This is a genomic window from Enterobacter sp. BIDMC 30 (assembly GCF_000534355.1).
GTDB lineage: Bacteria > Pseudomonadota > Gammaproteobacteria > Enterobacterales > Enterobacteriaceae > Enterobacter > Enterobacter ludwigii.
Genome location: NZ_KI973169.1, coordinates 1,936,047 through 1,949,442 on the forward strand (window position 1 = coordinate 1,936,047; position 13,396 = coordinate 1,949,442).

The 13,396-nt window shown below is 54.4% G+C and carries 13 protein-coding genes and 2 tRNA genes; 10 read left to right on the forward strand and 5 right to left on the reverse strand.

All coding sequences use genetic code 11. From position 1 onward, the window contains the following. From L466_RS13210 to plaP, 3 genes are all read left to right on the forward strand, one after another. Positions 1-930, forward strand: coding sequence for a LysR substrate-binding domain-containing protein (locus L466_RS13210; RefSeq protein ID WP_032680655.1), 930 nt, complete (start codon positions 1-3; stop codon positions 928-930). A 218-nt stretch (positions 931-1,148) separates the two neighbouring features. Then, a complete protein-coding gene (gene yoeI, locus L466_RS23630) occupies positions 1,149-1,211 on the forward strand; it encodes a membrane protein YoeI (protein ID WP_099458931.1) in 63 nt (20 codons plus the stop codon). Further along, complete coding sequence (plaP, locus tag L466_RS13205) at positions 1,201-2,559, forward strand: putrescine/proton symporter PlaP (RefSeq protein ID WP_014170786.1); 1,359 nt, start codon at positions 1,201-1,203, stop codon at positions 2,557-2,559. The genes yoeI and plaP overlap by 11 nt, the downstream gene beginning before the upstream one ends. Before the next feature lie 58 nt (positions 2,560-2,617). Here the strand turns inward: plaP and sbcB are convergent, their stop codons facing one another. Continuing rightward, on the reverse strand, positions 2,618-4,054 hold the full coding sequence (gene sbcB, locus L466_RS13200; RefSeq protein ID WP_369797150.1) for an exodeoxyribonuclease I: 1,437 nt from the start codon (positions 4,052-4,054) through the stop codon (positions 2,618-2,620). Positions 4,055-4,252: 198 nt separating this feature from the next. Here sbcB and dacD point away from each other — a divergent pair, with 198 nt between their 5' ends. From dacD to L466_RS13180, 4 genes are all read left to right on the forward strand, one after another. Further along, positions 4,253-5,419, forward strand: coding sequence for a serine-type D-Ala-D-Ala carboxypeptidase DacD (dacD, locus tag L466_RS13195; RefSeq protein ID WP_014170783.1), 1,167 nt, complete (start codon positions 4,253-4,255; stop codon positions 5,417-5,419). A gap of 131 nt (positions 5,420-5,550) precedes the next feature. Beyond that, the gene (gene sbmC, locus L466_RS13190; protein ID WP_032678501.1) at positions 5,551-6,024 is read left to right on the forward strand and encodes a DNA gyrase inhibitor SbmC; all 474 of its coding nucleotides are present in this window, start codon (positions 5,551-5,553) and stop codon (positions 6,022-6,024) included. 92 nt (positions 6,025-6,116) lie between these two features. After that, positions 6,117-7,175, forward strand: coding sequence for an FUSC family protein (locus L466_RS13185; protein WP_032678500.1), 1,059 nt, complete (start codon positions 6,117-6,119; stop codon positions 7,173-7,175). Positions 7,176-7,343: 168 nt separating this feature from the next. Beyond that, on the forward strand, positions 7,344-7,679 hold the full coding sequence (locus L466_RS13180; RefSeq protein WP_008499467.1) for a DUF496 family protein: 336 nt from the start codon (positions 7,344-7,346) through the stop codon (positions 7,677-7,679). Between the two features lie 49 nt (positions 7,680-7,728). Here L466_RS13180 and L466_RS13175 read toward each other — a convergent pair whose 3' ends face one another. Together L466_RS13175 and L466_RS13170 are read right to left on the reverse strand one after the other, a co-directional pair. Beyond that, positions 7,729-8,061, reverse strand: a complete 333-nt coding sequence (locus tag L466_RS13175; RefSeq protein ID WP_032680657.1) for a gamma-glutamylcyclotransferase family protein — start codon at positions 8,059-8,061, stop codon at positions 7,729-7,731. A gap of 53 nt (positions 8,062-8,114) precedes the next feature. Further along, a tRNA-Asn gene (locus L466_RS13170) sits at positions 8,115-8,190 on the reverse strand. Positions 8,191-8,196: 6 nt separating this feature from the next. On the opposite strand from L466_RS13170, the gene L466_RS24105 reads away from it, so the two are divergent. The 3 genes from L466_RS24105 to L466_RS13160 all read left to right on the forward strand — a co-directional run bounded on the left by L466_RS24105 (position 8,197) and on the right by L466_RS13160 (position 10,015). Next, positions 8,197-8,289 carry a DUF5951 family protein gene (locus L466_RS24105; protein WP_219811144.1) on the forward strand — a complete coding sequence of 31 codons (93 nt, stop codon included), beginning with the start codon at positions 8,197-8,199 and terminating at the stop codon, positions 8,287-8,289. Between the two features lie 94 nt (positions 8,290-8,383). Then, the gene (gene emmdR, locus L466_RS13165; protein ID WP_071605454.1) at positions 8,384-9,859 is read left to right on the forward strand and encodes a multidrug efflux MATE transporter EmmdR; all 1,476 of its coding nucleotides are present in this window, start codon (positions 8,384-8,386) and stop codon (positions 9,857-9,859) included. Between the two features lie 80 nt (positions 9,860-9,939). Next, a tRNA-Asn gene (locus tag L466_RS13160) sits at positions 9,940-10,015 on the forward strand. A 118-nt stretch (positions 10,016-10,133) separates the two neighbouring features. On the opposite strand, the gene L466_RS13155 is transcribed toward L466_RS13160, so the two are convergent. Both L466_RS13155 and L466_RS13150 read right to left on the reverse strand, forming a co-directional pair. Then, on the reverse strand, positions 10,134-11,906 hold the full coding sequence (locus L466_RS13155; RefSeq protein ID WP_032680658.1) for an aminopeptidase P family protein: 1,773 nt from the start codon (positions 11,904-11,906) through the stop codon (positions 10,134-10,136). 18 nt (positions 11,907-11,924) lie between these two features. Further along, positions 11,925-13,379 carry an AMP nucleosidase gene (locus L466_RS13150; protein WP_014170778.1) on the reverse strand — a complete coding sequence of 485 codons (1,455 nt, stop codon included), beginning with the start codon at positions 13,377-13,379 and terminating at the stop codon, positions 11,925-11,927. Between the last annotated feature and the right edge of the window lie 17 nt (positions 13,380-13,396).

The following is a 13,396-nucleotide window of genomic DNA, read 5'->3' on the forward strand; positions in this document are numbered from 1 at the left end:
ATGAAACCGCTGCTGGATGTTCTTATTATTCTGGATGCACTGGAAAAAGAGGGGAGCTTTGCCGCTGCTTCGGCAAAGCTCTTCAAAACCCCGTCGGCGCTGAGCTATACCGTTCATAAACTGGAAAGCGATCTTAATATCCAGATCCTCGATCGCTCTGGTCACCGCGCCCGTTTTACCCGTACCGGGCAGATGCTGCTGGAGAAGGGGCGCGACGTCCTGCATACCGTTCGCGAACTGGAAAAACAGGCCGTCAAACTGCACCAGGGATGGGAGAATGAACTGGTCATCGGCGTTGATGATACTTTTCCGTTTTCTCTTCTGACGCCGCTGATTGAGGCGTTCTATCAGCACCACAGCGTAACCCGATTAATCTTCATTAATGGCGTGCTGGGCGATTCATGGGATGCCTTAACTCAGGGCAGGGCAGATATTTTTGTCGGTGCGCTGCATGAACCGCCCCAGTTAAGCGATTTCGGTTTCGCCCGGCTGGGTATGCTGGAGCAGGTTTTCGCCGTCGCGCCACACCATCCGCTCGCGCAGGAGCCGGAACCCCTTAACCGGCGCACGATTAAAGGCTACCGCGCCATTGTGGTCGGTGACAGCTCGCGTCCCGACTGTGCGGCCTCCACGCAGTTGCTTGATGAGCAGGAGGCGATCACGGTGTTCGACTATAAAACCAAGCTGGAGCTGCAAATCAGTGGCCTGGGGTGCGGCTATTTACCCCGCTATCTGGCACAGCGGTTTTTAGACAGCGGTGCGCTTGTTGAAAAACAGGTGCTTGCACAAAGCAGCAATGAATCGGTGTGGGTCGGCTGGAATGAACAAACTGCGGGGCTGGCAAGCGCGTGGTGGCGGGACGAAATTTTAGCAAATAGTGCTATTGCTGCCGTTTACTCGCAAAGCAGCGTCGAGAAATCAGCCAGTTAGAAAAAAGAAAATCGCCCCGGGCGTTGCAAAGTATTGCCTTTTGTATCCGATGTGGGGCAAAATGCGCCGCTGCAACCAAATGAATAATCGACGATATAAAAGGCGTCGGTTATTTTTTTTTGCACGTATGAAACGAAACTAAAAACCAAGAGGCCGGGCTTCGTACCGGATAGATATTTACTAAAATCCGACAGTTGTTGTCGCTGAGGAATACAGAAATGGGGCAATTTTTCGCTTACGTGGCGGTTATCACCGTAAAGGAGAATAACTATGTCGCATAACGCAACTCCAAACACCTCTCGCGTGGAATTACGTAAAACCCTTACGTTAGTTCCGGTTGTTATGATGGGCCTTGCCTATATGCAGCCAATGACGCTGTTCGATACATTCGGTATCGTATCAGGCCTCACAGACGGTCATGTGCCGACGGCTTACGCCTTCGCGCTGATTGCGATCCTCTTTACCGCGCTGAGCTACGGTAAACTGGTCCGTCGCTATCCGTCTGCCGGTTCCGCCTACACCTATGCCCAGAAATCCATCAGCCCGACCGTTGGCTTTATGGTGGGCTGGTCTTCGCTGCTCGACTATCTGTTCGCGCCGATGATCAACATTCTGCTGGCTAAAATTTATTTTGAAGCACTGGTGCCGTCGATCCCTTCGTGGATGTTCGTCGTGGCGCTGGTGGCCTTTATGACGGCGTTCAACCTGCGCAGCATCAAGTCCGTTGCGAACTTTAACTCCGTTATTGTTGTGCTTCAGGTCATCCTGATTGCCGTGATTCTGGGCATGGTTATCTTTGGTGTCTTCCACGGTGAAGGTGCAGGTACCCTGGCGAGCAGCAAGCCTTTCTGGTCTGGTGATGCGCATGTGATCCCAATGATTACTGGGGCAACCATTCTGTGCTTCTCCTTTACCGGTTTTGACGGCATCAGCAACCTGTCTGAAGAGACCAAGGACGCAGAGCGTGTTATCCCGCGTGCTATCTTCCTGACGGCGCTGATTGGTGGTCTGATCTTTATCTTTGCGACCTACTTCCTGCAGCTGTACTTCCCGGATATCTCTCGCTTTAAGGATCCGGATGCCTCTCAGCCAGAAATTATGCTCTATGTGGCGGGTAAAGCGTTCCAGGTTGGCGCGTTGATCTTCTCCACCATCACGGTACTGGCATCCGGCATGGCCGCGCATGCAGGCGTTGCACGTCTGATGTACGTAATGGGTCGTGACGGCGTATTCCCGAAAAGCTTCTTCGGCTACGTTCACCCAACCTGGCGTACGCCGGCGATGAACATCATCCTCGTCGGCGCTATTGCTCTGCTGGCGATTAACTTTGACCTGGTGATGGCAACTGCGCTGATTAACTTCGGTGCGCTGGTGGCGTTCACCTTTGTTAACCTGTCGGTTATTTCTCAGTTCTGGATCCGTGAAAAGCGTAATAAAACGCTGAAAGACCACTTCCAGTATCTGTTCCTGCCGATGTGTGGTGCGCTGACCGTGGGTGCGCTGTGGGTTAACCTGGAAGAGAGCTCCATGGTGCTTGGCCTGATTTGGGCGGGTATCGGCCTGGTTTACCTGGCGTGCGTCACGAAGAGCTTCCGTAACCCGGTTCCTCAGTACGAAGACGTTGCGTAAGAGCTAAGTAAAAAAAACCGGAGACCATCGCCTCCGGTTTTTTTTCGCCCAAAATCTGTCAGACGATTTCCTGCGCATACTGATACAGCGCTTTTAACAGCGCCTGCTTTTCAGCATTTCCTTCATACTGGCTATACAGCATCTCCAGCTCCTGCGCGTAGCTCTGCAGAAACTCCGGTGTAAACACATTACGACGATGCTGAAGCCAGCGCGCCTGTTCGGTTTCATCCAGCGTGCCGGGATAGTTGCGCGCGCGGTAATTAAACATCAGTTTTTCGATACGTGCGTCCGCGAAGGTAATATCCAGCGCGGGTAAGTTACGCGGTTCGGTTTGCAGAACAATATTCATTGCCGCACGGTCTGCGTCGCTGAAAAAGCCGTTGTACAATTGTGCATCGACGTTGTCTGACGGAACAAAGGGTTCGGCTTCGGCAAAGATCGCCACCGCTTTCTCACGCACCTGCGGGTTTTCACGCAGCACCTTGAGGTTATCCAGGCAACGCTGACGGTTAATCCCCAGCCTGTCGGCATCCTCTGCGCGCAGCGTATTGGCCTGGGCCAGGACCGGACATTTATTGATATGGACCAGTTTGACCGGCACCGCGGGCAGATCGCCGAGTTCATCTTTTGGGGTATAGAGCCGTTCGCGCAGCGTATCGCTGTCGAGATCGAGCAGCGGTGTAATATCACCGGCTAAATCCACCATAATCACGGCATTACGGTTATCCGGATGCCAGGCCAGCGGAGCGACCCAACTGGTATTGCCGCGCCAGGCGCCAAACATACCGGAGATATGTACCAGCGGTTTCATCTGCGGCACATCAATCAGCGTGGTGAGTTTGTGCTTGCTGCGGTGGCTCAGCAGATAGTCAAACAGCCGCGGCTGAGCAGTTTTCACCAGCTTTGCCATAGCAATGGTGGCGTAGACATCGGCCATCGCATCGTGGGCATTACTGTGCTCAATACCGTTTGCGCGCGTCAGGTGTTCCAGTCTGAAACTCGGCAGCCCTTCATCATTCTCAGGCCAGTTGATGCCTTCCGGGCGCAGCGCATAGCAGGCACGCATAATGTCGAGCAAATCCCAGCGCGAGTTGCGGTTCTGCCAGCTCCAGGCATAAGGATCGTAGAAGTTGCGGTAGAAGATATTGCGCGTCACTTCGTCATCGAAACGGATGTTGTTGTAACCGACCACGCAGGTATTCGGGACGGTGAAGAGGTCGTGAATGCGCCGGGCGAATGCGGCCTCGTTCACGCCTTTGTCCCGGGCTTCCTGTGGGGTGATCCCGGTGACCATTACCGCGCCGGGCTGGGGCAGGTAGTCATCGGCCGGCTTACAGTAAAAGACCTCAGGCTCGCCAATGATGTTGAATTCGTCGTCGGTACGGATGGCCGCAAACTGTGCCGGTCTGTCCAGCGCCGGGTGGGTGCCAAAGGTTTCGTAGTCGTGGAACAAAAATGTAGGGCGCGCGGCTGAATCAGACACCAGTAATACCATCCTGTTAAAAAATGACGTCTCTATGGTAAACGATTGTGCAGGTCAGTCCGAATAAAAAGCGCCATCACCGTGCAAATTTGCGAGGCCGCTTCAGCGTAAAATCTGCTTTCTGTCACATTTTTTTGCAATTAAGCCAGGTAACGACAACAGAACTCCCGTAAAAAGGTCATCGATTTTTAATGACCTGAGGATATACCGTTGAAACGCCGTCTGTTTATTGCTGTTTCTTTACTCGCTTCGAGTGTCTCTTCTGCCTTCGCGGCCGATCCGCTGGATTTTTCGCCGCAACCTCCGGCCATTCAGGCGGGCTCCTGGGTGCTAATGGATTACACGACTGGTCAGATCTTAACGGCGGGCAACGAACATCAACAACGTAATCCGGCGAGTCTGACCAAGCTGATGACGGGCTACGTTGTCGATCGGGCCATCGACAGCCACCGCATTACCCCGGATGACATCGTTACCGTTGGCCGCGACGCGTGGGCAAAAGGGAACCCGGTGTTTGAAGGATCGTCGCTGATGTTCCTGAAAGAGGGCGATCGCGTCTCGGTGCGTGACCTAAGCCGTGGACTGATTGTGGATTCCGGTAACGACGCCTGCGTGGCGCTGGCGGATCACGTAGCGGGTGGTCAGCCGCAGTTTGTGAAGATGATGAACGACTATGTACAAAAGCTGAACCTGCGCGATACCCACTTTGAAACCGTCCACGGTCTGGACGCGCCGGGCCAGCACAGCTCTGCCTATGACCTGGCCGTGCTCTCCCGGGCTATCATTCACGGTGAGCCAGAGTTCTACCACATGTACAGCGAAAAGAGCCTTACCTGGAACGGGATCACCCAACAAAACCGTAACGGCCTGCTGTGGGATAAAACCATGAACGTTGATGGCCTGAAAACGGGGCACACGTCGGGAGCGGGCTTTAACCTGATTGCGTCAGCGGTTGACGGTCAGCGTCGTTTAATCGCGGTGGTGATGGGCGCTGACAGCCCGAAAGGGCGTGAGGAACAGGCCCGGAAGCTGCTGCACTGGGGGCAGCAGAACTTTGATACGGTGCAGATCCTGCATAACGGCAAAAAAGTGGGAACAGAGCGTATCTGGTACGGCGATAAAGAGCAGGTTGAACTGGGCACCGACCAGGATTTCTGGCTGGCCTTGCCTAAAACAGAAGTTCCTAACATCAAAGCCAAGTACGTGCTGGATAAAAAAGAGCTGGAAGCGCCGATTGCGGCTCATCAGCGGGTAGGGGAGATCCAGCTTTACGACCGTGACAAAGTCGTGGCGCACTGGCCGCTGGTGACGCTTGAAGCGGTAAATAAAGGCGGCCTCTTCTCCCGTCTGAGCGATTATCTGCATCACACGCTGTAACGGCCTGCGTTAAAGCACATGAGCAGACTGGCGCGGTTGCGAGTCTGCTCACATAATAAACACTCCTCGTTTGCTGAACAGTTAAAACCTGCTTTATAGTGTATAAATATACAGTAATAAAAGGAGGCAGCATGGACTACAGCATCAAGCAGCAACAGAAACGTAAAATCGCCGGCTTTCATCTGGTCGGGCCGTGGGACAAAACGGTTAAACAGGGCTTCGAACAGTTAGTCATGTGGGTGGATGGACGTCACATTCAGCCGCTGGAGTGGGTTGCGGTTTACTACGATAATCCGGACGAGGTCCCGGCAGAAAAATTGCGCTGTGATACGGCCGTAACGGTCCCGGACGATTTTGTCATTCCTGAAAACAGCGAAGGCGTCATGATGACGGAAATCGCCGCTGGAGAGTATGCGGTGGCGACGGCGCGCGTTGAAAACCATGACTTCGCGACCCCATGGAACCAGTTCTTTAATTCCCTCTTGCAGGACAACAGCTACCAGATGGCCCCTAAACCCTGCTTCGAGCGCTACCTTAATGATGGTAACGCGGACGGTTACTGGGACATCGAAATGTATATTGGTGTAGAGCACAAAGCGGGTTAAGCCTGGTTATTACAGGGTTTTTCAGCCGGGTGTGATCCGCCCGGCTGAAAACACAGTACAATTGTGATTTGCCGTGTAGCTGGAGAGCGGGTGTGCGTCCCGACAAATCATTAACCCCTTTTGAAATTCGTCTGTACAAACACTACCGCGTGGTACATGGGTGCCGTATCGCGCTGGCCTTTGTGTTGACGTTTGTGCTGGTTCGTTTGCTGGATGTTCCTGAGGGAACATGGCCGCTTATCACGCTGGTGGTCGTGATGGGGCCTATTTCGTTCTGGGGGAACGTTGTTCCACGCGCCTTCGAGCGCATTGGCGGTACCGTTTTAGGCTCTGCCCTGGGGCTTATCGCGCTGAAGCTTGAGCTTATCTCGTTTCCGGTTATGTTGATCTGGTGCGGTGTCGCGATGTTCCTTTGCGGCTGGCTGGCATTAGGCAAAAGGCCCTATCAGGCGCTGCTGATTGGTATCACGCTGTCGGTGGTGGTCGGTGCACCGGCGGGGGATATGACGACTGCCCTGTGGCGAAGCGGGGACGTTATCCTCGGCTCACTGCTGGCTATGCTCTTTACCGGCATCTGGCCACAGCGTGCTTTTCTGCACTGGCGTATTCAGATGGCTAACTATGTCACCGCATTCAACCGTGTCTATCAGGCCGGATTTTCCCCTAACCTGGTTGAACGTCCCCGGCTGGAAAAACATCTGCAAACGATCCTCAACGATGTGGTCAGGATGCGCGGGCTGATTACCCCGGCCAGCAAAGAAACCCATATCCAGAAATCTATTTTTGAAGCCATTCAGACGGTAAGCCGCAATCTGGTATGCATGCTTGAGCTGCAAATCAACGCGCACTGGGCTTCTCGTCCCAGCCACCTTTTAATGCTCAACGCCCATACCTTAAAAGAGACGCAGCAGATGACGCAGCAAACGCTGCTCACCATCGCCCACGCGCTTTATGAAGGTAACCCGCAGCCCATCCTGGCGAACAGTGAACGTCTGAATGAGATCGTTGCTGAGCTGAAGCAGTTAATGAATGAGCGTCAGAGCGATAACGTCGCGGAAACGCCTATTCATGGTTATGTCTGGCTGAGCATGGAGCTGGCGCGGCAGCTGGAGCTACTGTCGCATCTCATTTGCCGGGCGCTGCGCAAATAAAGAGCAGCTATCTCCATATGTGACGCCTGCTGCTTCGATTCAGCATCAATTGGGGTTATGATAGCTTTAAACGATATACTCATTGTCATTCGCAGCCGCTGTCAGTAAGGTTATTGTTACAACGGTTGCTTTAACGAATCCGAATCTCACATTATCAGGGGTGTAAAAATGGAAACTACCAAGCCTTCGTTCCAGGATGTTCTGGAATTCGTCCGCCTGTTCCGCCGCAAAAACAAACTGCAGCGTGAAATCCAGGACGTTGAGAAGAAGATCCGTGACAACCAAAAACGTGTCCTGCTGCTCGATAACCTGAGCGACTACATTAAGCCAGGCATGAGCGTTGAGGCTATTCAGGGCATCATCGCCAGCATGAAGAGCGACTACGAAGACCGCGTTGATGACTACATCATCAAAAACGCTGAACTGTCTAAAGAACGCCGTGATATCTCCAAGAAACTGAAAGTAATGGGCGAAATCAAAAACGGTGAAGCCAAAAGCGAGTAATCGCCGATGAATACAAAAAAGGCTCTCTGGTGACAGAGAGCCTTTTTTATTACGCAGTACGCGGTTGTAGCTGATAAATCCAGGCGTTGACCTGTTTTCCATCCGGCGTGGTCACATTGACCTCAACCCGATCGTAGCCGTCTTCAAATTCGTCCAGCATTGGCCAGTGTGCACTCAGGCTATCAGAGATAAACAGAAAGCCCTCCACGCGTGGGCCGTCAGGGTGCAGCACTATCCCCGGAAAATCTGCCGCCGCGCCCCAGCCACGTTCGTAAAACGTCCCGGTGACAAAACCGGCCTGCCATTCGCCACCGATGTTTTCAAGAATATGTGCATTCGCGTGACCCGGGCGTAGCGTGCCGTAGACAAACAGAGCGTTCATTTTCCCTCACCAGCAAAGCAAAAAGCCTGCTATAAAAGCAGGCTTTTTAAATTTGGCTCCTCTGACTGGACTCGAACCAGTGACATACGGATTAACAGTCCGCCGTTCTACCGACTGAACTACAGAGGAATCGTTGTGGAGGCTTATCTTAGCGGCGAAAAAAGTTTTGTCAAACCTGATCTTAGCGATTGGCGATCGATTGATGATTCTGTCGACAGTTTGTTGTAAATCCACACATCTTTTTATGGAAAATACTTTGCAGGTTTAGCATTTCTCCCCCATCATTTGAAATGGAGTTTCAACTTTCTCGTTAAGGTCCATTTTGAACGTCACTGCCCCCCTACGCCAGGCGATTATGCGCACGCCATGGTATGCAAAGCGTAAAAGCTATCGTGTTCTGTTCTGGCGTGAAATCACCCCCCTTGCCGTGCCTATTTTCCTGGAAAACACCTGCGTTCTGTTGATGGGGGTGCTGAGTACCTTCCTGGTCAGCTGGCTGGGTAAAGAGGCGATGGCCGGTGTCGGGCTGGCGGACAGCTTTAACATGGTGGTTATTTCTTTTTTTGCCGCCATTGACCTCGGGACGACGGTTGTCGTCGCCTTTAGCCTCGGTAAGCTCGATCCTAAACGTGCGCGCGAGGCTGCCCGACAGTCGCTGATGATCATGACCATTTTCTCGATCGTGCTGGCGGCGGTGATCCACTATTTCGGCAGGGAAATTATCGATTTTGTCGCCGGTGAGGCCACAAATGAAGTTAAAGACCTCGCGCTGACCTACCTGGAAATGACGGTTCTGAGTTATCCGGCTGCAGCCATCGCGCTGATTGGCAGCGGCGCGCTGCGCGGGGCGGGCAACACCAAAATTCCGTTGCTGATAAACGGCGGGATGAACATCCTGAATATTATTATCAGCAGCGTGCTGATCTACGGCGTCTTCTCCTGGGACGGGCTCGGGTTCGTGGGGGCCGGGCTGGGGTTAACGATTTCACGTTATATCGGTGCGGCCGCCATTCTCGGGGTGCTGATGGCGGGGATCACGCCGTCACTGCGCCTTACGTTGAAGAGCTATTTCCGCCCCTTTAACTTCGCCATTATCTGGGAAGTGATGGGAATTGGTATTCCCGCCAGTATTGAATCCGTGTTGTTTAACGGGGGCAAGCTGCTGACGCAAATGTTTGTCGCCGGGATGGGGACTGACGTTATCGCCGGTAACTTTATCGCCTTCTCCATCGCCTCCCTGATAAACCTGCCGGGCAACGCCCTCGGTTCGGCGTCGACCATCATCACCGGTAAACGGCTGGGAAAAGGGCAGATAGGGCAGGCGGAACGGCAGTTGCGGCACGTTTTCTGGCTGTCAACCATTGGCCTGACGCTGATCGCCTGGGGAAGCGCCCCCTTTGCCGGGCTTATGGCCTCTTTTTATACCCACGAAGATGATGTCAAAGAGGTCGTTAAGATCCTGATCTGGCTGAACGCGGCCTTTATGCCCATCTGGGCGGCTTCATGGGTTCTGCCTGCCGGGCTGAAAGGGGCACGCGATGCACGCTTCGCGATGTGGGTATCGATGCTCGGCATGTGGGGTTGCCGCGTGGTGGTGGGTTACACGCTCGGGGTCATGCTTGGCATGGGGGTAGTCGGCGTCTGGCTGGGGATGTTCCTTGACTGGGCGGTGCGTGGGGCGTTGTTCTACTGGCGTATGGTCAGTGGGCGCTGGCTCTGGAAATACCCGCGAATAAAACAGGAACCGACGACCACAGAATCAACAGAATGCCTGACAAATGCGCGAAGTGGAGAATAATTCGGCAAACAGTCAGAAATATGCATTCTGCCTTTGACATCATCGGGGAGCATCGATAATATGCGCCCCGTTCACACGATTCCTCTGTAGTTCAGTCGGTAGAACGGCGGACTGTTAATCCGTATGTCACTGGTTCGAGTCCAGTCAGAGGAGCCAAATTTAAAAAGCCTGCTTTTATAGCAGGCTTTTTGCTTTTCTGCGTCCTGAAAAGGTCCGATGCGACGGGCTTACAGCCGGGTCAGGCGAAACCGCCGCCCGGCATCCATTGACATTTCTAGTGGTTAACCCCAACCGGCTTCGTCGCCTCAAGCAACCATTGCCGCGCGTCGCTGTCGACCAACGGTAACAGGGCCTCACGCACCTGCTGATGATACTCATCCAGCCACTGTTTTTCCTCTTCGTTCAACAGCTGTAACTCGACCTGGCTCAGGTCGATCGGGATCAGCGTCAGTGAGGAAAACGTGCAGAATCCCGGACGGCTTTCGACAATCTCCACCTGGTTTTCAATGCGGATCCCATGGCTGTCCGCCAGATAATATCCAGGCTCGATAGTCATGATGGTGCCGGCCACCAGGGGCCACGGGTTAACCTTTTTGGCGAGACGATGCGGGTTCTCATGGATAAGCAACTGATGTCCTACGCCATGCCCTGTCCCGTGATCGTAATCCAGCCCCATTTCCCACAGCGGACGACGCGCGAAGGCATCAAGCTGATGGCCCTGACTGCCGGAGGGGAACGGTAAGGTTATCAACGACAGGAACCCTCTCAGTACGGCGGTATAGTGCAACTTCTGCTGTGGCGGCACGCTACCCCATGCCAGCGTACGCGTGGCGTCAGTGGTGCCGTTATGGTACTGACCGCCGGAATCATTAAGGTAAAAATGATGATGACCGATGGGCTTATTGCTGGCTTCGCTTGAGTGATAGTGGCACATCGCCGCATTACTGGAGGAGGCGGAGATGGTGGCAAAACTTTGCTCAATAAATCCAGGCTGCTGTTTACGGAACGCAAGCTGTTGCGCCTGCGCTTCCAGCTCCGTCAGCGGTTTTCCCGCCGCCTCACGCAGGGGGACTTCACGGCTTAGCCAGGCCAGGAAATTCACCCAGGCAGCACCGTCCTGGTGATGACACTCGCGATACCCGGCAAGTTCGACCGGGTTTTTAGTGGCTTTCATCAGAGTGATGGGATCGGTTCGCCAGACTATTTCGCCCTCTGGCTCAATGGCAAAGCGCAGGGCGACCGGCGCGGAATCGGCATCAACCATCACCCGCTTGCCTTGTGACAGGCGCTGGCAGCGTTCGATAAAGGCATCCTGTGGCGCAATCCTGAACGCGTTTCTCACGCTCTCGGGTAGCTCGCTGAGCTTATTGTCGTTAACAAACCACTCCACGCTACCGTCACGATCAAGAAGGGCAAAGGAGAGGGGAACAGGACTGGATGGAATGTCGGCGCCACGCACGTTCAACAGCCAGGCGATGTTATCCGGCAGAGTCACGGCCAGATAATCGGCATCGTGTGCGACCAGCACGGCGGCAACGCGCTGGCGTTTGGCGAGGCTGCTTTTGCCACTGACCTCCACCGGCATTTCTCGAATACGTCCCGCCGGCGCGGCAGGGCGATCGTGCCATAAGGTATCAAACGGCGACTGACTGAGCGGAACCAGTTCACAGGGTGTTGCAGACAGTTGCCCGAACTCCGTATTGGTCATCAGCAGTGCTTCAAACCCAATACGCATGCCAGACCCCACGTTGGCTGTGAGCCATTCGGCCAGCGGTTCATTGTGCAGATGGTGGATTTCAATTTCATCCATATTGACCTGAAGGCGAGCCTGAACCTGATAGCGGCCATCGACAAATAGCAGGGCTGTGTTTTTCAGTATCAGCGCCAGACCTGCGGAGCCATCAAAGCCCGTCAGCCAGGCCAGCTTTTCATCGTACGGCGCGCAATACTCACTCTGCCAGGCATCCGCGCGCGGCACGATCATGCCATCAAGATTGTTTTCCTGTAGCCATCGGCGCAGGGCCGATAAGCGTGATGGGGTGTGCATGGTTATTCCTTGTTCTGGTTAGCGGAATGGCGGCTCGTTGAAGGTACGTAATTTACGGGAATGCAGCCTGTCACCTTCCGCACGCAGTAAATCAATGGCGCGAATGCCGATTTGCAGATGTTCGGAGATAGCCCCTTCATAGAAACGGTTGGCCTGACCCGGAAGCTTAATTTCGCCGTGCAGCGGTTTGTCGGAAACGCACAGCAGCGTGCCGTAAGGGACGCGGAAGCGATATCCCTGTGCGGCGATGGTGGCGCTTTCCATATCAATCGCGACGGCACGGCTGAGGTTGAAACGCAGCGCGGAGGCGGAGTAACGCAGCTCCCAGTTGCGGTCATCCGTCGTCACTACCGTACCGGTACGCAGACGCTGTTTAACCTCTTCACCCGGCATACCGCTCACCTCTTTGGTGGCGTCATACAGCGCACGCTGCACTTCGGCGATGCTCGGGATAGGAATATCCGGTGGAAGCACAGCGTCAAGCACATGGTCATCACGCAGATAGGCGTGGGCCAGCACGTAGTCGCCAATCAGCTGGCTTTCACGCAGGCCGCCGCAGTGTCCAATCATCAGCCACACGTCCGGGCGCAATACCGCCAGATGGTCGCAGATGGTTTTGGCATTTGACGGACCAACCCCGATGTTAATTAAGGTGATCCCCTGGCCGTCAGCGGTGATCAGGTGCCAGGCAGGCATCTGGTGTTTTTTCCACGCCAGGTCGGAGATGGCCTGCTCGGGTGCCTCGGTTTCCGCGGTGATCCAGATCCCGCCGGCGCAAGACAGCGCGATGTAAGGGCTATCCGGGTCGAGGATCTGGCTACAGCCCCAACGGACAAACTCGTCGACATAGCGGGTGTAGTTGGTAAACAGTACAAAGGGCTGGAAATGGTCGACGGGCGTCCCGGTGTAGTGACGCAGGCGCGCCAGAGAGAAATCCACGCGGCGGGCATCAAAGTGCGACAGCGGTGAAAATTCTGCCGGGTGGTAGATACCATCCGCCGTCTCATCGCCAATCTGCGACAGCTCGGTGGTCGGGAAATGGCGCGTCAGCCCCGCGCTCATGGAGCGGTCAAGGGTTAATGCTGAACCGTCAATCACATACGGATACGGGATCTCATGCTGTGAAGGTTCAACGGCAATGTGCGCGCCGTAATCCTGATACAACAGCGTGAGTTGCTCTTCAAGATAAGGGCGGAACAGTGCAGGGCGGGTGACGGTGGTGCTGTAGCAGCCGGAGTGGGTAAAGCGTGCGTAGGCGCGCGTTTTCGGCGTGTTAGTCGCGCTGCCGTCCCAGGTGACGGAAAGCGATGGATAAACAAAAAGGCCCTTACTTCTGGCCTTTTCGTCGGGGAGTTTCCCTGTTTCGATATACTCACTGATGGCGCTGCGCAGCGCGTTGACGGACTGTTCATACAGTGCATCGAGTTTTTCCAGTGCCTGAGCCGGGGTCAGGCTGGAGCCCTTATTATTCATCTCTGTCTCCTTGTTCC

Bases quoted from the DNA above. Each gene is read 5' to 3' on its own strand.
- L466_RS13180 (WP_008499467.1), top strand. From the start codon at position 7,344: ATGGAAACTACCAAGCCTTCGTTCCAGGATGTTCTGGAATTCGTCCGC.
- sbcB (WP_369797150.1), bottom strand. From the start codon at position 4,054: ATGGTATTACTGGTGTCTGATTCAGCCGCGCGCCCTACATTTTTGTTC.
- L466_RS13155 (WP_032680658.1), bottom strand. From the start codon at position 11,906: ATGCACACCCCATCACGCTTATCGGCCCTGCGCCGATGGCTACAGGAA.
- L466_RS13150 (WP_014170778.1), bottom strand. From the start codon at position 13,379: ATGAATAATAAGGGCTCCAGCCTGACCCCGGCTCAGGCACTGGAAAAA.
- plaP (WP_014170786.1), top strand. From the start codon at position 1,201: ATGTCGCATAACGCAACTCCAAACACCTCTCGCGTGGAATTACGTAAA.
- sbmC (WP_032678501.1), top strand. From the start codon at position 5,551: ATGGACTACAGCATCAAGCAGCAACAGAAACGTAAAATCGCCGGCTTT.
- L466_RS13210 (WP_032680655.1), top strand. From the start codon at position 1: ATGAAACCGCTGCTGGATGTTCTTATTATTCTGGATGCACTGGAAAAA.
- L466_RS13175 (WP_032680657.1), bottom strand. From the start codon at position 8,061: ATGAACGCTCTGTTTGTCTACGGCACGCTACGCCCGGGTCACGCGAAT.